Consider the following 19049-nt stretch of genomic DNA (forward strand, 5'->3'; position numbering starts at 1 on the left):
AGCTTGTCTCGCGATCTTTTGATCTTTAAAAGATCGCGAGACAAGCTCGCTCCTACGGGTCGGAGTCAAATCTCGGGTAAAAAAAAGGGGAGCACATGCTCCCCCGAGGTTTAAAGCGTTTGGATCAATGGCGTATCAGGCTTCGATTTCGATCAGGATTTCGCCCGGGTTGACGCGGTCGCCTTTGATGACGTGGATGGTGACGATTTTGCCGGCGATGGAGGCCTGTACTTCGGTTTCCATTTTCATGGCTTCGGTGATGAGTACCGATTGGCCCGCCTTGACGGTGTCGCCCACGCTGACCAGCACGTCGACGATGTTGCCCGGCATGGCGGTGCTGACGTGGCCCGGCTCGCTGGCTTGTTTGCGCTTGCTGGAGGCGCCGCCGACGAATTCGTTGAGCGGCTCGAACACCACTTCTTCCGGCATGCCGTCGATGGACAGGTAGAAGTGGCGCTTGCCTTCGGCCTTGACGCCTACACCGGTGATGTCGACGCGGTAGCTTTCGCCGTGGACGTCGATCACGAATTCGGTCGGCACGCCTTCGCCGCCCGCTTTGCTCACGCCACCCGCTTCAGGAATCGGCAGCAGCACTTCTGGAGCCAGTGTGCCCGCAGCACGCTCTTCGAGGAATTTACGACCGATGTCCGGGAACATGGCGAAGGTCAGCACGTCTTCTTCGGACTTGGCCAGTGCGCCAATTTCGCCACGCAATTTGGCCATTTCTGGCTTGAGCAGGTCAGCCGGACGCACGTCGATCAGTTCTTCGTTGCCAATGGCCTGACGACGCAGTTTTTCGTTCACCACGCCCGGCGCTTTGCCGTAGCCACCTTGCAGGTAGAGCTTCACTTCGTTGGTGATGGTCTTGTAGCGCTCGCCAGCCAAGACGTTGAAGAATGCCTGGGTGCCCACGATTTGCGAGGTCGGGGTCACCAGCGGCGGGAAGCCCAGGTCTTCACGCACACGCGGGATCTCGGCCAGCACTTCGCTCATGCGGTTCAGCGCGCCCTGCTCTTTGAGCTGGTTGGCGAGGTTGGAGATCATCCCGCCCGGTACTTGGTTGACTTGTACTCGGGTGTCGACGGCGGTGAATTCGCTTTCAAACTGGTGGTACTTCTTACGCACGGCGTAGAAGTACAGGCCGATTTCCTGCAACAACGCCAGGTCGAGGCCGGTGTCGTATTCGCTGCCTTTAAGGGCCGCGACCATCGACTCGGTGCCCGGGTGGCTGGTGCCCCAAGCGAAGCTGGAGATCGCGGTGTCGATGTGCTCGGCGCCGTTTTCAACCGCTTTGAGCTGGCACATGGCAGCCAGGCCGGCAGTGTCATGGGAGTGAATAAAGATCGGCAGGCCGATTTCAGCCTTCAGCGCTTTAACCAGGTCGCCAGTGGCGAACGGTGTCAGCAGGCCAGCCATGTCTTTGATTGCGATCGAGTCGCAGCCCATGGCTTCCATCTGCTTGGCCTGCGCCACGAACGCCTCGACGGTGTGCACCGGGCTGGTGGTGTAGGCGATGGTGCCTTGTGCATGTTTGCCAGCGGCTTTTACCGCTTCGATGGCCACGCGCAGGTTACGCACGTCGTTCATGGCGTCGAAGATACGGAACACGTCGATACCGTTAACGGCTGCCTTGGCGACGAATGCTTTGACTACGTCGTCGCTGTAGTGGCGATAGCCCAGCAGGTTCTGGCCGCGCAGGAGCATTTGCAGGCGGGTGTTAGGCAATGCCGCACGCAGTTGGCGCAGGCGCTCCCACGGGTCTTCTTTCAGGAAGCGCACACAGGCGTCAAACGTCGCGCCGCCCCACACTTCCAGCGACCAGTAGCCGACTTTGTCGAGCTTGTCACAGATCGGCAGCATGTCTTCGGTGCGCATACGGGTGGCCAGCAAGGACTGGTGGGCGTCACGCAGGATGGTGTCGGTTACGAAAATTTTCTTGGACATTGTTTTATTCCTCACAGGCCCGCGTGGGCGGCGATGGCGGCGGCGATGGCCAGGGCCAGCTCTTCGGGTTTGCGCTTGATCGAGTAGTTGGTCAGTTCTGGATGGCTTTCTACGAAGCTGGTGTTGAACTGGCCGCTACGGAATTCCGGGTTACGCAGGATTTCCTGGTAATACGCGGCGGTGGTTTTGACCCCTTGCAGACGCATGTCGTCGAGGGCGCGCAAACCACGGTCCATCGCTTCTTCCCATGTCAGTGCCCACACCACCAGTTTCAGACACATGGAGTCGTAATACGGTGGGATGGTGTAGCCGGTGTAGATCGCCGTGTCGGTCCGCACGCCAGGCCCGCCGGGCGCGTAGTAACGGGTGATCTTGCCGAAGCTGGGCAGGAAGTTGTTTTTCGGGTCTTCAGCGTTGATCCGAAATTGCAGGGCATAGCCACGGTGCTGAATGTCTTCTTGTTTGATCGACAGCGGCAGGCCAGAGGCGATGCGGATTTGCTCACGAACAATGTCGATACCGGTGATTTCTTCGGTGATGGTGTGTTCCACCTGCACCCGGGTGTTCATCTCCATGAAGTACACCTCGCCCTCGGCGAGCAGGAACTCCACAGTACCGGCGTTTTCGTAGCCCACGGCCTTGGCTGCGCGCACGGACAGGTCGCCGATGTAGGCGCGCTGTTCCGGGGTCAGTTGCGGGCTTGGGGCAATTTCGATGAGCTTTTGGTTGCGACGCTGGATCGAGCAGTCGCGCTCAAACAAGTGCACGACGTTGCCGAAGCTGTCACCGAGGATCTGCGCCTCGATGTGCTTGGGGTTAACGATGCATTTTTCGAGGAAGACTTCAGCCGAGCCAAACGCTTTGGTGGCTTCGGAGATCACACGCGGGAACGCTTGTTCCAGCTCTTCGCGGCTGTTGCAGCGACGAATACCACGACCGCCACCGCCTGAGGTGGCTTTGAGCATGACCGGGTAACCGATACGGTCGCCTTCGATCAGCGCTTCGTGGATGTCGGCAACGTTGCCTTCGGTGCCCGGCGTTACCGGCACACCGGCCTTGATCATGCTGCGGCGGGCTTCGGTCTTGTCGCCCATGCGGCGAATGACTTCGGCGGCCGGGCCGATGAACTTGATGCCGCGTTCGGCACAAATATCCGCCAGCTCGGCGTTTTCTGACAAGAAGCCGTAGCCGGGGTGCAGCGCATCGCAGCCGGTTTCAACGGCCAGGTTCACCAGCTTGCGCGGGTTCAAGTAACCGGCCAGCGGGTCTTCGCCAATGCTGTGTGCTTCGTCCGCACGCTTGACGTGCAAAGCGTGGCGATCAGCCTCGGAATAGACCGCTACGGAGCGAATGCCCATCTCTGCGCAGGCACGCACAATACGGACGGCAATTTCTCCGCGGTTGGCGATCAGGATCTTTTTTATCACTTGGATTTTCCCTAAAGCCCATGGAACAAACGACCTGCTAGACCAGGTCCGCACGTGTCCAAATGTGTCTGAACCGTTGCGTTGTCACACTAGTCCTACGCATGAATAAACAAAAATCAATAATTCTTGGGTCTGCCATAAGCAAAGACTTATAGTCAGACCACTAACTTGCCTTAAGAAAAATTAATAAAATGCGTAAGTCATTGATGCGTATAACTTTTCGCCAGCTTCAGGTGTTCAATGAGGTGTGCGATTTGCGCTCTTACAGCCGTGCAGCAGAAGAAATGTCGCTGACGCAACCCGCCGTAAGTCTACAAATTCGTCAGTTGGAAGAGCTGATTGGCCAGCCTTTGTTCGATTATGTGGGCAAAAAGCTCTACCTCACTGAAGCGGCTGAAGCGCTTAAGCTAGCGAGCCGGGATATTTTCGGGCGTCTTGAAAACCTCGACATGCAGCTGTCGGACATGCTGGGCTCGTTGCAAGGCCAACTGAAACTGGCCATCGAATCGAGCGCTAAATATTTCGTGCCGCATTTATTTGCCGCCTTCAAGCGCCAGCACCCAGAGGTCAATTTGCAGCTCACGGTGGTCAATCGGGCACAAGCCGTGCGCAGGCTTTCGGATAACCGCGATGACCTGGTGATCATGTCGATGGTGCCGCTGGACATGGGCCTGGAGTTTCTACCGTTCCTGAATAACCCCATCGTCGCCGTCGCTCCGGCCGGGCATCCGCTGTGTGATCGCGGTTCGCTGCGTTTGCAAGACCTTGAGCCGTATACCTTGCTGATGCGCGAGCAAGGTTCGGGAACGCGCATGGCGTGTGAGGAGTACTTCAAGGAAAAGCGCGTGCACTTCAATCAAACCCTGGAAGTGTCATCGAACGAGTCGCAACGTGAGTGCGCAGTGGCCGGGTTAGGCGTGGCGCTGTTAACGCGCCACGCCGTCAGCCTGGAGCTGGCGACCGGCCTGCTGCATGAGCTGCCGGTCGAAGAATTGCCGCTGTATCGCAGTTGGTGCCTGGTGCAGGCTAAAGCCAAACGCCTGTCACCGGTGGCGCATGCGTTCCTGGAATTTATTCGCAGTGAACGCCAACAAATCAGCGCGCTGGTTGAGCGGTTCGACGGCCATTTGCCGACGGGGTCTGCCAGTAATTGAGTGCAGCGATATCAGGGTAATCGGCTGTTTCCAGGCGCAGCTGACGCTGGTCCGTAAGGTCTTCAATCGCACGACGAAAGGCCATGCGACGCTGGTCTTCTTGCTGACGGCGGGTTTTGACGGCGCTGTTGCGTTCTTCGTAAGGCTGGGCCATTTCGAGTCTCCCAAGGCGTGTACGGGAGTTTCACGATGGACTTTGTTTGTGACGACTTTGCGAACGTGCAGTGACAGGGGGATGAAACTGTGGGAGCGGGCTTGCTCGCGATTCAGACAACACGGTTTACCTGAATGATCGCAGCGATTCCATCGCGAGCAAGCCCGCTCCCACCGTGGATCTTCAACGCTCTTAATCTTCGTGGCTTTTCAGCGATTTTGGCGACAGGCGCAGGCTGCGAAGGCTGCGTTTAACGCTTTTAAGGTGGTTGACCAGGCTCGGGCCGCGGGCCATGGCAACGCCCATCGCCAACACGTCAATCACCACCAGGTGGGCGATACGCGAGGTCAGCGGGGTATAGATTTCGGTGTCTTCGTGCACGTCGATCGCCAGGTTTACCGTCGCCAGTTCAGCCAAAGGCGTTTGGCTTGGGCACAGGGTAATCAGCGTCGCGCCACTTTCACGCACCAGGTTGGCGGTGATCAGCAAGTCTTTGGAACGCCCGGACTGCGAGATGCAAATGGCCACGTCTGTCGGCTTTAAGGTTACCGCCGACATCGCCTGCATGTGCGGGTCGGAATACGCCGCCGCCGTCAGCAACAAACGGAAAAACTTATGTTGCGCATCCGCCGCTACAGCGCCCGATGCGCCAAAGCCGTAAAACTCCACGCGTTGCGCTTGCGACATGGCGGTCACAGCCTGCTGCAACGCCACCGGGTCGAGCTTCTCGCGCACATCCATCAAGGTGTGCAGCGTGGTGTCGAAGATTTTCAGGCTGTAATCGGCAACCGAATCGTCTTCATGAATCGCAAACTGACCAAAACTGGCACCCGCTGCGAGGCTTTGCGCCAGCTTGAGTTTCAGGTCCTGAAACCCCGAACAACCGATCGCCCGGCAAAAGCGCACGATGGTGGGTTCGCTGATCCCCACGCTGTGAGCAAGGTCGGCCATGGAACTGTGCATTACAGCCGCAGGATCAAGCAGCACGTGATCGGCGACCTTGAGTTCCGATTTACGTAACAAGTGGCGTGACTGGGCGATATGTTGCAGCAGGTTCAAAAGGCAGGACTCGGTCTGGAAGCGGCGGGCGCCGGGGATGTAGCAATCTTGTAGTTATACTACAAGAATTCGTTTTTTGCCCAACCAATACGTCGTAGTCTCGCAAGCCTTATCGGCAAAATGCCGTGTTTTCAGGGCATGTAGCCTTTCTTGCCACTACCAAATGGCGACACCGGCCCGCAATAAATCGGCCATGGCCTGAGCGTTGGTCGGGCTGCTGATCAAGTAACCCTGCACTTCGTCGCACTGATGCTCCTTGAGAAACGCCAGTTGCACTTCGTTTTCAACGCCCTCGGCCACCACTTTCAACTCCAGGCTGTGGGCCATGGCAATGATCGCCTTGGTGATGGCATCGTCCTCAACACAGGTGCCCACGCCACGGATAAACGTCTGGTCAATTTTTACGTAGTCCACGGCAAAGCGCTTGAGGTAGCTGAGCGATGAGTAGCCGGTGCCGAAGTCATCAATGGCCAGTTTCACGCCCAATTCATGCAATTGCTGGAAGGTGGCGATCACGTAGTCGACATTTTCAAGCAACTGGCTTTCGGTGATTTCAAGCTCCAGGCAGTGCGGCGCCAGCCCGGTATCTTCCAGCACCTGGCGCACCAGGCTGACCAGGTTGCCCTGGCGCAATTGATGCCCCGACAGGTTCACCGACACCCGTATCGGCGCCAGCCCCGCCTGTTGCCATTGCGCGGCCTGACGACAGGCCTCACGCAGCACAAACTCACCGATCAGCACGATAAGGCCGGTTTCTTCAGCCAGCGCAATAAAGTCGCTCGGCGACACGCTGCCCAGCTCCGGATGATCCCAGCGCACCAAGGCTTCGGCAGAATCCAGACGGCCGGTTTTCAGGCAAAGCTTGGGCTGATAAAAAACGCTGAGTTTGCGTTCGCCAATGGCTTTGCGCAGTTGATTCTCCAACTGCAAACGCTCAAGGGTGCTGTGTTGCAGGCTGTGGCTGAAAAACTGAAACGTCCCGCCGCCCATGTGTTTGGCCTGTTGCATGGCTTTGTTGGCCTGGCTGACCAACTGGGCGATGTCTCGCGCGCCATCGGGCAACAGGCTGATGCCCATCGATGCGCTGACCACCAACTCGTGACCATCGACCACTATCGGCCGGCTCAGCTTGCCCAGCAGCCGGGTGGCAACCCGCGCCAGGCTGGTCAGGCTGCCGTAGGCATCGAACAGCACGGCAAACTCATCGCTGGAGAGGCGCGAAATGGTGTCGGCTTCGGGCAATGCCTTGGTCAGGCGCTCTGCAATTTTTTGCAGCACTTGGTCCGCCAACTCCGGCCCGAGGCTGTCGTTGAGCAATTTGAAGCGATCCAGGTCGATGTGCAGCAATGCCAGGTTTCTCGACGTGCCTTGGCGAATGCGCTGATTGGCCTCCTCCAGACGCTCTTTGAACAGCAGCCGATTGGCCAGCCCCGTCAGCTCATCAAAATGCGTCAGGTGGCGTACCCGCGCCTCAACGATACGCCGCGCCGACAGGTCGGTAATAAAGGCCACGATATGGCTGACCTGCGCAGCGTCGTCACGCACTACCTTGAGTTGCAGCCATTGCGGGTAGAGTTCGCCGTTCTTGCGGGTTTCTACCAGTTCACCCAACCAGCTGTCGTGCTCTGCCAGCGAGGCCTGAATGATCGGAAAATGCCGCCGCGCATCACGGCTGCAGGCCAACTCATCGACCCGGCGACCCACCAGCTCTGCCACGTCATACCCGCTGATCCGGCTGAACGCCTGGTTAACCGTGAGCATCTTATAGGTGGGATCAAGAATCACGATGCCTTCGCTGGCAGCCTCGAACACCGTCGACGCCAGCCGACGCTGCTCGACCTCACGGGCGAGCTCAGCGTTGAGCTGTTCACTGCGAAAATTGGCGTCCTGCAGTTCTTCGAACACGCTTTTGAATTTTTTACGGCGTACTTTGCGACGCTGATTAATCAGATCAATTCGCCAGACGAATGCCCCCAGCAGAGCCAGAAAAAGCCCGAATCCTAAGCCGGAATAAATCCCCAGGGAGGTAAAACTCTGATTCATCGGCAACGTTCTTATTCAAGGGAGATGAGCCAAAAAAGTCGCCCGAGCATACACAAGCAGCGCCCACGACCAAACGATGAGACGTCAAAAAATAGACGACATTATTGCAGTTAACCAAACCAATGACGTAACAGCCTGTAGACACTCTTTTTTGACGTTTGGCACAACGCCACGACAGACGGCCCAACAGAACTGGATTGGTGTTTGCCCGGTTAGCCCCGGCACCCTAGAATGCGTCGATGCGCGAAGATCTCTCTCTCTTGTTAAATTCCCTCAACGATGCCCAACGTCAGGCCGTCACGGCCAGTATTGGGCGTCAGTTGGTCCTGGCCGGCGCAGGTTCCGGCAAAACCCGTGTGCTGGTGCACCGTATCGCCTGGTTGATCCAGGTCGAAAACGCGTCCCCGCACTCCGTGCTGTCGGTGACCTTCACCAACAAGGCCGCTGCCGAGATGCGTCATCGTATCGAGCAGCTTATGGGGATCAACCCGGCCGGCATGTGGGTGGGCACCTTCCACGGGCTGGCACACCGCCTGTTGCGGGCTCACTGGCAAGAAGCCGGTTTGAGCCAGACGTTCCAGATTCTCGACAGCGACGACCAGCAACGCCTGGTCAAGCGTGTCATCCGCGATCTGGGGCTCGATGAGCAGCGCTGGCCGGTGCGTCAGGCCCAATGGTTTATCAACGGCCAGAAAGACGAAGGCCTGCGCCCACAGCACATTCAAGCCAGCGGCGATTTGTTCCTGGGCACCATGCGCAGCATTTATGAGGCCTACGAGGCCGCCTGCCAGCGTGCAGGCGTGATCGACTTCTCTGAGCTGCTGCTGCGCGCCCTCGATCTGTGGCGCGACCATCCGGGCTTGCTGGAACATTACCAAAAACGCTTCCGGCACATCCTGGTCGACGAATTCCAGGACACCAACGCCGTGCAATACGCCTGGCTGCGTTTGCTCGCCAAAGGTGGCGACAGCTTGATGGTGGTAGGCGATGACGATCAGTCGATTTACGGCTGGCGCGGCGCCAAGATCGAAAACATCTACCAGTACTCGACCGACTTCCCGGACGCCGAAACCATTCGTCTGGAGCAAAACTATCGCTCCACGGCCGGCATCCTCAAAGCCGCCAACGCCCTGATTGCCAACAACAGCGGGCGCATGGGCAAAGAACTGTGGACCGACGGCGGTGATGGCGAAGCGATCAATTTGTACGCGGCCTTCAACGAGCATGATGAAGCGCGCTATGTGGTCGAAACCATCCAGAGCGCGTTGAACACCGGTTTGGCCCGCAACGACATCGCTATTTTGTACCGCTCCAACGCCCAGTCGCGGGTGCTGGAAGAAGCCTTGCTGCGCGAACGTATCCCGTACCGTATTTATGGCGGCCAGCGCTTCTTTGAACGCGCTGAAATCAAAAACGCCATGGCCTATATGCGCTTGCTCGAAGGCCGCGGCAACGATGCGGCACTGGAGCGGGTGATCAACGTTCCGGCGCGGGGCATCGGTGAAAAAACCGTCGAGGCCATCCGCGAGCACGCCCGTCACAGCGATGTGTCGATGTGGGAAGCCATGCGCCAGCTGATCGCCAATAAAGCCTTGCCGGGCCGTGCCTCTGGCGCCATCGCAGGCTTTATCGAGCTGATCGAGAACCTCGCCGCCAAAGTCATGGACATGCCGCTGCACCTGATGACCCAGACCGTGATCGAGCAAAGTGGGCTGATTGCCTACCACGAGGCGGAAAAAGGTGAAAAAGGCCAGGCCCGGGTAGAAAACCTTGAGGAACTGGTGAGCGCGGCGCGCAACTTTGAAAGCAATGAAGAAGACGAAGAGCTGTCGCCTCTGGCCGCCTTCCTTGGTCATGCTTCGCTGGAAGCCGGTGATACCCAGGCCGAAGAGCACGAAGACGGTATCCAGCTGATGACGCTGCACAGCGCCAAAGGCCTGGAGTTCCCGTACGTGTTCTTGGTGGGCATGGAAGAAGGGCTGTTCCCGCACAAGATGAGCCTGGAAGAGCCCGGCCGCCTTGAAGAGGAGCGTCGCCTGGCCTACGTGGGCATCACCCGGGCGATGCACAACCTGGTCATGACCTATGCAGAAACCCGACGCCTCTATGGTGCTGAAACCTACAACAAGGTTTCGCGCTTCGTGCGTGAAGTACCAAAAGGTCTGATCCAGGAAGTTCGTCTGTCCAACAGCGTCAGTCGCCCTTTCGGCGGCCAGAAACAAAGCGCCAGCACGCTGTTCGGCGGTTCGGAAATTCCGGAAACCGAATTCAAGCTGGGCCAACTGGTGAAGCACGCCGTGTTTGGTGAGGGCGTGATCCTTAATTTTGAAGGCGCCGGCGCACAGGCTCGGGTGCAGGTGAACTTCCCCGACGGCAGCAAGTGGCTGATGATGGGCTACGCCAAGCTAGAGGCCGTCTGACACGTAATAGCCTGTAGGGCGAGCTGGCCTCGCGATCTTTTGAGCGTCAAAAAGATCGCAAGGCAAGCTCTCTCCTACATGTATTACGTGACTTCAGGATCCGTCCTACACCCAATCAGGCAAAAGCCCGAAACATTTCACTGCTAGCCAGTCACACCTCACCTGTGCAACATGGCGCGCGTGTCATCCACAAATGGGAATTCCCTTTATGAAACGTTTTCTTAGCATCGCCATGGCGTTGTGCATCGGTTTAACGATGAGCCTCGACGCGAACGCCAAACGCTTCGGCGGCGGCAAAAGCGCCGGTTCAGCGCCAAGCCATCAAACTCGCCAAGCGGCTCCAGCCGCAGCAGCTCCTGCTGCCGCAGGCGCTGCGGGCGCCGCTGCCAAAGCCGGCGGTGCTTCGCGCTGGCTCGGCCCTCTGGCTGGCCTCGCGGCTGGCGGCCTGCTGGCCTCCATGTTCATGGGTGGCGGCTTCCAGGGCATGCAGTTCTTCGACATCCTGATCATGGCCGTCATCGCCTTTGTGATCTTCCGCTTCATTGCCGCGCGTCGACGCAAGCAACAAGCTGACATGGCCCCTGCTGGCCATGCGCCGATGCAACGCGAAGTGTTCGAGCAAAAGCCAGCGTTGAACTCGATCTTCGGCGGTTCGGCTGCTCCTGCCGCAGCCCGTCCGGTGATCAACGCACCAGCCTGGTTCAACGAACAAAGCTTCCTGGAAGCTGCGCGTAACCATTTCCAATCCCTGCAACAGCACTGGGATGCCAACGAAATGGACAAAATCGCCGAGTTCGTGACCCCGCAAATGCTTGAGTTCCTCAAGCGCGAGCGTGCTGAGCTGGGTGACGGCTTCCAGTCGACCTACATCGACGATCTGCAGGTTCAACTTGAAGGTGTGGATGATCGCGCCGACAAGACGATTGCCACCCTGACCTTCAGCGGCATCTCGAAAAACTCGCGTTTCGACCAAGGCGAAGCGTTCAGCGAAAGCTGGAACATGGAACGCCCACAAGGCGAGAACCAGCCTTGGCTGGTTGCCGGTATCCGCCAGAACGGCTGATCCCTCAGGCATTACATGCTGTAACCAAAGCCCCGGACTTGTCCGGGGCTTTGCATTTCACGATTGCACTTATAACGAGCTACTGTATAAAGCCCGTCATATAAACCGCGCCATACAGAGCATGAGGATTGAGGTCGTGGAAGAAATTATCGAACAATTACGTGAAGCCAACGAACCGGTGCCTGTTCCTCTGGAACTGCCTGACGAGGACCTGCTGGTCGAAATCGAAGAACAATTGTTCATCGATATTCCTTTTGTCTTCCGGGAGTTTTTGCTGACCGTCAGCGACGTAGTCTATGGCAGCCTGGAGCCGGTCACCGTGACCGACCCTCAGTCCCACACCTACTTGCCAGATGTGGCAGCGAACGCCTGGGATGCCGGCGTTGATCGCAGCCTGATCCCGATCTGCCAGGACGGTGACGACTTCTACTGCGTCGAAGAAGACGGCACCGTGGTGCTGTGGTCCGCTGAAGAAGAGCTGGTCACCGAAGAAACCTGGGAGTCGGTTTGGCACTGGGCCCGCGACGTCTGGCTGGAAAGCTGATAAACGCCCTGTAGAAGCGAGCTTGCCTCACGATCTTTTAAACGATCAAAAGATCGCGAGACAAGCTTGCTCCTACACAGTTTTCAGTGGCTGCTTTCCTTGTGATTATCCAGCGTCTCCAGCAGTGCCACCTGCATACGCGTGTGAATACGCACAAACCAGCGCCACAACACCGCCGCAACGCCCGCTGCCACCACGGCAATCACGATCAGCAGTTCGTTAGTCGGCAAGATGCTCGCCGACAAGGCTGACAGCAGCAGAAAAATCACCAGCAACGACAGAATCGGGATCACTTCAGCGATCACCCGACGCACACGCTGTGTGTGCCGCCCGGCCATTTCCGGTTTAACGCCCATCTCGGCCAGCAACATCGACAACGCTTTGAGCTTACGATACGCCGCAATCAAAAACGGCAGCGACAGGAGCAAGGCAAGGCCCCAGATCATGCCTTTCTGCCAGCTCGGCTCCAGGATCCAGCCCTGTAGGTAACGTGCGATCCGCGGGGCGAAAAAGCCGCCGGCAAAGAAAATAGCGATCACCAGGGCCAAATTGACACCCACCTGCAGCAAGATCTTGCGGATCATCGCCGCGAGCAAAGCCCCCTCGCCTTGCGGCTGAATGCTGCGCAGCCATTCCCCATACAACCCAAAGACCCGCGACACACGCCCCGGCACCACATGGGACAGCTTGAGCGAGAGCGGGTCTGCGGCGCGAATCAGGTAAGGCGTCATCAAAGTGGTCAGCACCGATACGGCGACCGCTACGGGGTACAGGAAGCTGCTGGTGACCTGTAAAGTCATGCCTAGCGCCGCAATGATGAAAGAGAATTCGCCAATCTGTGAAAGGCCCATCCCGACACGCAGTGAGGTGCGTCCGTCATTGCCAGCGATAAAAGCGCCAAGCCCGCACGAAAGCATCTTGCCCAGTACCACCGCGACGGTGATCACCACGATCGGCACTGCGTATTCCATCAAAATGGCCGGGTCGAGCATCAGCCCGATGGCGACAAAAAAGATCGCGCTGAACAGATCACGTACTGGCTCGATCAAGCGTTCGATTTTCAGCAACTGGCGCGATTCAGCCATGATCGCGCCGATCAGGAAGGCGCCCAGCACCATGCTGTATTCCAGCCGGACCACCAGCAGGCAGAAGCCAAAACACAGGCCCAGCACGGTGATCAGGAGCATTTCGTTGCTTTCAAAACGGGCCACATAGGCCAGCACGCGCGGCACCAACAAGATGCCGATGACCAGCGCAACGATCATGAACAGCGACAATTTGCCGACTGTCGAAAAGACTTCTTCCGGGCTCACACTGCCGCTCACGGCGATACTCGAAAGCAAGGCAATGATCCCGATACCCAAAATGTCTTCCACGATCAGCACGCCAAAAATCAGCTGCGCGAAGCGCTCGTTTTTCATCTTCAAGTCGTTAAGCGCTTTAACGATGATGGTGGTCGAGGAAATCGCCAGGATCGCGCCCAGGAACAGCGAATCCATGGTGTTCCAGTCGAACCAGCGGCCAATTTCGTAGCCGATCCAGATCATCAGCGTAATTTCCATAAACGCTGCGATAAACGCGGTGGCCCCGACCTTGAACAGTTTGCGCAGGCTAAATTCCAGCCCCAGGCAAAACATCAAAAAGATCACCCCGAGTTCGGCCAGGGTCTTGATGGTTTCTTCATCGTGAATCAGGCCAAAAGGCGGGGTGTGCGGACCGATAATAAAACCTGCCACGATGTAACCCAGCACCACCGGCTGCTTGAACCGGTGGAACAGAATAGTCACCACGCCTGCGACCAGCATGATGACTGCCAAATCCTGGATAAAGCTGATGGCATGCATGGCGTGACGCTCCTTTATAATTTTTACCCGGCAACAAAACGACAGACCCAGCTTGATACGCTGCGCATCTCAATTGTTTTAAGTGTAGGAATTGTCCGAACGAAGGACATTTGCACGCTAACAGCGCGACTTCTGGCTGAAAGGCGGTGCAATATATGGAAACAGATACAACAGAGCGTGACGACAGCCAAAGCGACAGCGTCCCGTTATTAACTGTTTCAAAAAATCACAAAGCGTCCGCAGAGATGCCCACTTCACTGCTGCAACACAACCGCGAGCCTGCTGCTATGGAACCCGGAAACTCCCAATTGTCGATGACGGTCTTGATGACCCCGGACATGGCCAACTTCTCTGGCAATGTTCACGGCGGAACCCTGCTCAAGTACCTCGACGAAGTCGCTTACGCCTGCGCGAGCCGCTATGCAGGGCGTTATGTGGTCACCTTGTCGGTGGACCAGGTTATTTTCCGTGAGCCGATTCATGTCGGCGAGCTGGTGACCTTCCTGGCGTCGGTCAACTACACCGGCAACACCTCGATGGAAGTCGGGATCAAAGTGGTCACCGAAAATATTCGTGAACGTTCAGTGCGCCACACCAACAGCTGCTTCTTCACCATGGTAGCGGTTGATGACGACCGTAAACCGGCGGCTGTACCGCCTTTGCAGCCATTGAACAGCGAAGATAAACGCCGCTTTATCCAGGGCAAGCAACGTCGCCAGATCCGCCAGGAACTGGAACAACGCTATCGAGAATTGAAAGACGAAACGCTGTAAGCCACACCGCCCAACCTCTGTAGGAGCGAGCTTGCCTCGCGATCTTTTAAACGATCAAAAAAGATCGCGAGACAAGCTCGCTCCTACAGGGCATTGGCTAAAGTGGCAGCTTACAAACTGATCGGCACCGCCTCAAACCGCACACGCGGGTGGGCAATGCGGTCTTGTGCACGCACCAGTTGCAACTCGTAGCTGCTGCAGGCCTGAGTTTCGAGCAGCACTTCATGCACCGCTGCCGCCGCGAACTCAAAGGCCGCCACCAGGCTGTCACCCAGCAGCACGCGCGCCAGGAACAACCCGGACGTCAGATCGCCCACGCCCACAGGCTGACGCGGGAAGGCCAACAGCGGGCGGCGCAGGTGCCAACTGCCCTCGGCAGTCACTAGCAGCATCTCAAAGCTTTCTGCAGGTTTGCCGGGATACGACAAATGCTTCACCAACACCGCTTTTGGCCCACGCGCCAACAGGCTGCGCGCCATCGCCAGGCAATCGAAGAGTGATTGCGGCTGGCGGCCACAAAAGCTGTCCAGTTCCAACTGATTAGGGCACAAAAAATCAGCGACGGCGGCCGCTTCGTCGAGCAGAAAATCACTCACCTCCTGCGGCACGATGCAGCCCTTCTCCGGGTGCCCCATCACCGGATCGCACAGATACAGCGCATGCGGGTTGGTGGCCTTGATGCGGGCCACACCGCGCAGAATCGCCCGCCCTTGCGCCGCGCTGCCCAAGTAGCCCGACAGCACGGCATCACAGTTGCCCAGCTCGCCAATCGCGGCAATGCCATCAACCAGTGCAGGAATTTGTTCTGGGGCCAACACTTCGCCCGCCCACTGACCATACTGAGTGTGGTTAGAGAACTGCACCGTGTTCAGAGGCCAGACATTCACGCCAACACGCTGCATAGGAAACACAGCTGCGCTGTTGCCGGCATGGCCGAAAACCACGTGGGATTGGATGGCGAGTAAGTGAGGTGTACGTTTCATGCCGGATTCCAGACTGCTAGTGGATTCAAGCCACGCAGTATGCGACTAAACAGGACCTGTACGACAGGCTGAAGACACAGTTAAGCTGAACCCAATCTGTTGGAGCGCATTGAATGCTGACCCTGGGAAATATGTTTGTGCTGATGCTGCTGGCAACGGGCGCTGCCTGGCTGTGGCACAACCACGGCCTGCGTGAGCGTGCGCTCGAACGAGTCAAACAGCATTGTCGAAAACTCGATATCGAGTTGCTCGATGACAACGTGGCGCTGAAAAAAATTGGCTTTATCCCTGATGCCAATGGGCAAAAGCGCTTGGCCCGTGTGTATAACTTCGAATTTACGGTCACTGGCGATCAGCGCCATACCGGCACCATCACTCAGTTCGGCGCCCACAGCGCCAAAATTGACCTGCCGCCCTACCCGGTCAGGGCCGAGGAAGAACCTGAGCCAGCGGTCGTGCACAGCGCTCAGGTGATTGAACTCAGCCAATGGCGCCAGGAACACAGCAAGACCCGCCACTGAGCCGCCTCTATACGCCCACATCTGTCTGCGCTTGCCTCGCGATCTTCTGGTTGTCCAGAAAGTCGCGAGTTAAGTAAGCCTGTGGATAACTCCGCTGAAACCCTTGATTTAGACGCCTCGCACTGTTTTTTAAGCGATAAATCGGCTGCACACAGTTTGAATTGTAAGACAATTTTACCAGCACAAAATCCCCGTAAACACTGGGTTTCAGTGCCCTCCTGGCTCAGCCTTCTGCCTTTAACAGGCAACTTTCCAACCCGGCGCGAAGCACCTCCAGGTCTTGCGGCTGCTCAAAGATCAGTTCCAGTCGTGAATCCTGGCGCCACTCGCTGGGTTTCCACAGTTGCAGCGAGTTATCCACAGAATTACTCGAAAACCAGCCCTCTAAAGCTCTGACAACCAGCTTGGCGCGCCGCCAATCGAGGCTTTTCAACCACTGCTGCAAGCAACTCAAATCAAATTGCCGCGAGGCATGCCAACGCCACCCCACACTCCAGCCTTCAGGTTGAAGCCGAGCCTCCTGAATAGGGATTCCGGGATCAGTAAAAACACTGCCAACCTGAATAATATCCTTATAAATCAATGACTTATCCACAGGATGAATATCTTTCATGTCAGCTGCAGGCAGCGATTTTAAAGGGATTCGGCCATTCTCTACCCATAAAATCGGGCACTTTGGCAGGCCGTATGCAATCTGCTCACGTTGCTCTTTTTGCACACTATGAGATTTATTCATGACCAATAAACCGGCACTTTTCAGGGCCGTTTGCTGAGTTTCGGGGAGCGTTTTTCCCTGAGCCATCGCCTGTGCATCGAGCACCATCACGCACGGCTGCAACGCCAAAACACCCAACCAGGGCGCCTCACTGAGCTGTTTTAAAATTTGCGCGGGATGCCCCAACCCAGACGGCTCGATAAACAACCGATCAGGGCGGGCCTTGCGTAAGAGACGGCTCAATCCGATTTGAAACGGCGCACCGTTGACGCAACACACACAACCACCGGCCACTTCGGCAATGGCTATGGCGTCACTTGCCGCGCCCATCAGGGCCGCATCCAGGCCGATTTGGCCGAACTCATTGACCAGTACAGCCCAGCGTTCGTCGACGGGCTTTTGCGTCATCAGGTGCTGAATCAGGCTGGTTTTGCCGGCGCCCAACGGCCCGGCAATTACGTGGGTAGGAATGTTCTGCAACATCATCGCCAGCTTCTGTTTTGATCGAAAGCAGCAATATGCCTCAGGCCAACCAATCCAGGGTCAAAATCAGTCGCCGTTCACCGTCTGCCAGGGCCGGAGAACGATGAATCAACCCCGCGCCCTCGTTGCCTTGCCATTTCTCGCCCTTGAGCAACGCCACATCACCGGTGTTCACCTGCTCAATACGCGATGGCTCGTCGGGTTCTGCCTGGGCCTGGCCGAGATGACGACGGTTCATCACACCTTCCTGCAACCACTGGCTCCCAAGCCCTGCGTACGTGGTAATAAGCCTGACAGGCACATGGTCGACGTGAAACCGTGGGCACATGGCCTTATCCAAGGCCCTGAGACGCAGGCCCACGCGTTTTGCGCCTAATAAACAGGCGTAGGCACTGACCAGCCAGGAAATATCAGCAATGAAGCCCTCATAGCCGTCCAGATCGTTAAACCGGGAAGCCAGGCCCTTGAGGTTGGGCTGGGCATTTTCATCGCCCATCTCAAGCACCAAGGCATCCGCCAGCGGCTCACCGAGCGAGAGCAACAGCTCTGCAAAATGGCTGATGTGCACCGGTAATTGGCGCTGCCAAATAGCCAGATTGACCTCATCGTCGAGGATCCGCGTCATGGTTTCGGGTGTTTGCCCACTGACATGTCCGACCAAAGGCCGGATAAGTCGTACAACGTTACTCATGCCGCCACCTCTTCATACCAGTCGCCGAACGGATCATTCAGTTGCTGCCAGCCCTCTACGCCGAGGGCCATTTCCTGGTCCGTGAGCAGGCAGGCATCCAGCTCGGCCGAGAGCAGGGCAAAGTCGATGTGCTGCCCGATAAACACCAGTTCCTGACGGCAATCGGCAGTCTCCGGCAGCCATTTTTTAAGAATTTCGGCCTTGGTTTCTGCGTCTTGTGGCCATTGTTCGCGGGGCACGAAACGCCACCAGCGGCCGGCAAATCCGTAGCGCATCAGGCCACCGGCCTGTGACCAACTGCCCGCTTCTTGGTACTTGCTGGCCAGCCAGAAAAAGCCCTTGGAACGCAGCAATTTGCCGTTGGTCCAGGGGCGATCAATAAAGTTAAAAAAACGCTCGGGATGAAACGGACGGCGCGCGCGATAAGCCGTAGAAGCAATGCCGTATTCCTCGGTTTCAGGCACGTGCTCACCGCGCAATTCTTGCAGCCAACCCGGTGCTTGAGCTGCGCGTTCAAAGTCAAAACGGCCGGTATCAAGGATCTTTTTCAGCGGAATTTCACCCATCACCATCGGGATGATTTCGGCGTGTGCATTCAAACGCTCAAGAATGGCGATTAATTCTTGGCGCTCGACACTGCTGATCAGGTCAATTTTGCTGATCAAAATCACATCAGCGAATTCGATCTGCTCAATTAGCAGGTCAGTAATTGAGCGCTCATCATCTTCGCCCAAGGTCTCGCCACGCGACGCCAGGCTTTCTGCGGCTTGATAGTCCTGCAGAAAATTCAGGCCATCGACCACCGTCACCATCGTATCCAGGCGGGCGATATCGGCCAGGCTTTGGCCCGACTCATCGCGAAAGGTAAAGGTTTCAGCCACTGGCAACGGCTCTGAAATGCCCGTGGATTCGATCAATAAATAGTCAAAGCGGCCGTCATTGGCCAACTTGCTGACCTCTTCCAGCAGGTCCTCACGTAAGGTGCAGCAGATGCAGCCGTTGCTCATTTCAACCAATTTTTCTTCGGCTCGGTTCAGGCTGACGTCTCGCTGAACTTCGCCACCATCAATGTTGATTTCACTCATGTCATTGACGATGACCGCCACGCGCAAATCTTCGCGGTTTCGCAAAATGTAATTCAACAGGGTGCTTTTTCCTGCACCGAGAAAACCAGACAACACGGTCACTGGTAGACGTTTACGCATGGGACTTCCTCATCAGGGTTGGCAGG

15 protein-coding genes and 1 pseudogene are annotated in these 19049 nt (G+C 57.1%); 6 read left to right on the forward strand and 10 right to left on the reverse strand.

Annotated features, from left to right (window positions below):
- Positions 1 to 135: 135 nt before the first annotated feature.
- Entirely contained in the window at positions 136 to 1944 is a 1809-nt protein-coding gene (gene oadA / locus AAEZ03_RS08895; RefSeq protein WP_123750586.1) for a sodium-extruding oxaloacetate decarboxylase subunit alpha, read from the reverse strand.
- 11 nt (positions 1945 to 1955) lie between these two features.
- Positions 1956 to 3371: an acetyl-CoA carboxylase biotin carboxylase subunit gene (locus AAEZ03_RS08900; RefSeq protein ID WP_048373732.1), complete on the reverse strand. Its 1416-nt coding sequence runs from the start codon at positions 3369 to 3371 to the stop codon at positions 1956 to 1958.
- Between the two features lie 191 nt (positions 3372 to 3562).
- On the opposite strand from AAEZ03_RS08900, the gene AAEZ03_RS08905 reads away from it, so the two are divergent.
- Positions 3563 to 4525, forward strand: a complete 963-nt coding sequence (locus tag AAEZ03_RS08905) for a LysR family transcriptional regulator (protein WP_153336115.1) — start codon at positions 3563 to 3565, stop codon at positions 4523 to 4525.
- On the opposite strand, the gene AAEZ03_RS08910 is transcribed toward AAEZ03_RS08905, so the two are convergent.
- The 3 genes and pseudogenes from AAEZ03_RS08910 to AAEZ03_RS08920 form a co-directional block, all read right to left on the reverse strand.
- Positions 4467 to 4679: a PA3496 family putative envelope integrity protein gene (locus AAEZ03_RS08910; RefSeq protein ID WP_048373729.1), complete on the reverse strand. Its 213-nt coding sequence runs from the start codon at positions 4677 to 4679 to the stop codon at positions 4467 to 4469. The two genes, AAEZ03_RS08905 and AAEZ03_RS08910, sit on opposite strands and share 59 nt — an antisense overlap.
- 192 nt (positions 4680 to 4871) lie before the next feature.
- On the reverse strand, positions 4872 to 5738 hold the full coding sequence (gene hexR, locus AAEZ03_RS08915; protein ID WP_048373728.1) for a transcriptional regulator HexR: 867 nt from the start codon (positions 5736 to 5738) through the stop codon (positions 4872 to 4874).
- A gap of 156 nt (positions 5739 to 5894) precedes the next feature.
- Positions 5895 to 7574 (reverse strand): annotated as a pseudogene (locus AAEZ03_RS08920) (putative bifunctional diguanylate cyclase/phosphodiesterase); the annotation flags it as partial.
- Positions 7575 to 8020: 446 nt separating this feature from the next.
- Here AAEZ03_RS08920 and uvrD point away from each other — a divergent pair.
- From uvrD to AAEZ03_RS08935, 3 genes are all read left to right on the forward strand, one after another.
- Positions 8021 to 10201, forward strand: a complete 2181-nt coding sequence (gene uvrD / locus AAEZ03_RS08925; protein ID WP_153336112.1) for a DNA helicase II — start codon at positions 8021 to 8023, stop codon at positions 10199 to 10201.
- Between the two features lie 208 nt (positions 10202 to 10409).
- Entirely contained in the window at positions 10410 to 11264 is an 855-nt protein-coding gene (locus tag AAEZ03_RS08930; RefSeq protein WP_048373724.1) for a Tim44 domain-containing protein, read from the forward strand.
- A gap of 136 nt (positions 11265 to 11400) precedes the next feature.
- The gene (locus AAEZ03_RS08935; protein WP_048373723.1) at positions 11401 to 11808 is read left to right on the forward strand and encodes an SMI1/KNR4 family protein; all 408 of its coding nucleotides are present in this window, start codon (positions 11401 to 11403) and stop codon (positions 11806 to 11808) included.
- A gap of 83 nt (positions 11809 to 11891) precedes the next feature.
- Here the strand turns inward: AAEZ03_RS08935 and AAEZ03_RS08940 are convergent, their stop codons facing one another.
- The gene (locus AAEZ03_RS08940) at positions 11892 to 13652 is read right to left on the reverse strand and encodes a cation:proton antiporter (protein ID WP_278941570.1); all 1761 of its coding nucleotides are present in this window, start codon (positions 13650 to 13652) and stop codon (positions 11892 to 11894) included.
- A 287-nt stretch (positions 13653 to 13939) separates the two neighbouring features.
- Here AAEZ03_RS08940 and AAEZ03_RS08945 point away from each other — a divergent pair, with 287 nt between their 5' ends.
- Positions 13940 to 14425 (forward strand): acyl-CoA thioesterase, encoded by a 486-nt coding sequence (locus tag AAEZ03_RS08945; RefSeq protein ID WP_048373808.1) that lies wholly within the window; start codon positions 13940 to 13942, stop codon positions 14423 to 14425.
- 110 nt (positions 14426 to 14535) lie between these two features.
- Here the strand turns inward: AAEZ03_RS08945 and pdxY are convergent, their stop codons facing one another.
- Complete coding sequence (pdxY, locus tag AAEZ03_RS08950; protein WP_350577851.1) at positions 14536 to 15408, reverse strand: pyridoxal kinase PdxY; 873 nt, start codon at positions 15406 to 15408, stop codon at positions 14536 to 14538.
- Between the two features lie 113 nt (positions 15409 to 15521).
- On the opposite strand from pdxY, the gene AAEZ03_RS08955 reads away from it, so the two are divergent.
- Entirely contained in the window at positions 15522 to 15929 is a 408-nt protein-coding gene (locus tag AAEZ03_RS08955; RefSeq protein WP_123750592.1) for a DUF3301 domain-containing protein, read from the forward strand.
- A gap of 223 nt (positions 15930 to 16152) precedes the next feature.
- Here the strand turns inward: AAEZ03_RS08955 and AAEZ03_RS08960 are convergent, their stop codons facing one another.
- From AAEZ03_RS08960 to zigA, 3 genes are read right to left on the reverse strand one after another with little or no spacing between them, the layout of a single operon-like run.
- Complete coding sequence (locus tag AAEZ03_RS08960; RefSeq protein WP_278941574.1) at positions 16153 to 17127, reverse strand: CobW family GTP-binding protein; 975 nt, start codon at positions 17125 to 17127, stop codon at positions 16153 to 16155.
- Positions 17128 to 17167: 40 nt separating this feature from the next.
- Positions 17168 to 17818, reverse strand: coding sequence for a DUF1826 domain-containing protein (locus AAEZ03_RS08965; protein WP_278941566.1), 651 nt, complete (start codon positions 17816 to 17818; stop codon positions 17168 to 17170).
- A complete protein-coding gene (gene zigA / locus AAEZ03_RS08970) occupies positions 17815 to 19023 on the reverse strand; it encodes a zinc metallochaperone GTPase ZigA (protein ID WP_350577855.1) in 1209 nt (402 codons plus the stop codon). Before zigA ends, AAEZ03_RS08965 begins: the two co-directional genes overlap by 4 nt.
- Between the last annotated feature and the right edge of the window lie 26 nt (positions 19024 to 19049).

This window comes from Pseudomonas sp. HY2-MNA-CIBAN-0224 (assembly GCF_040310285.1).
Lineage (GTDB): Bacteria > Pseudomonadota > Gammaproteobacteria > Pseudomonadales > Pseudomonadaceae > Aquipseudomonas > Aquipseudomonas helleri.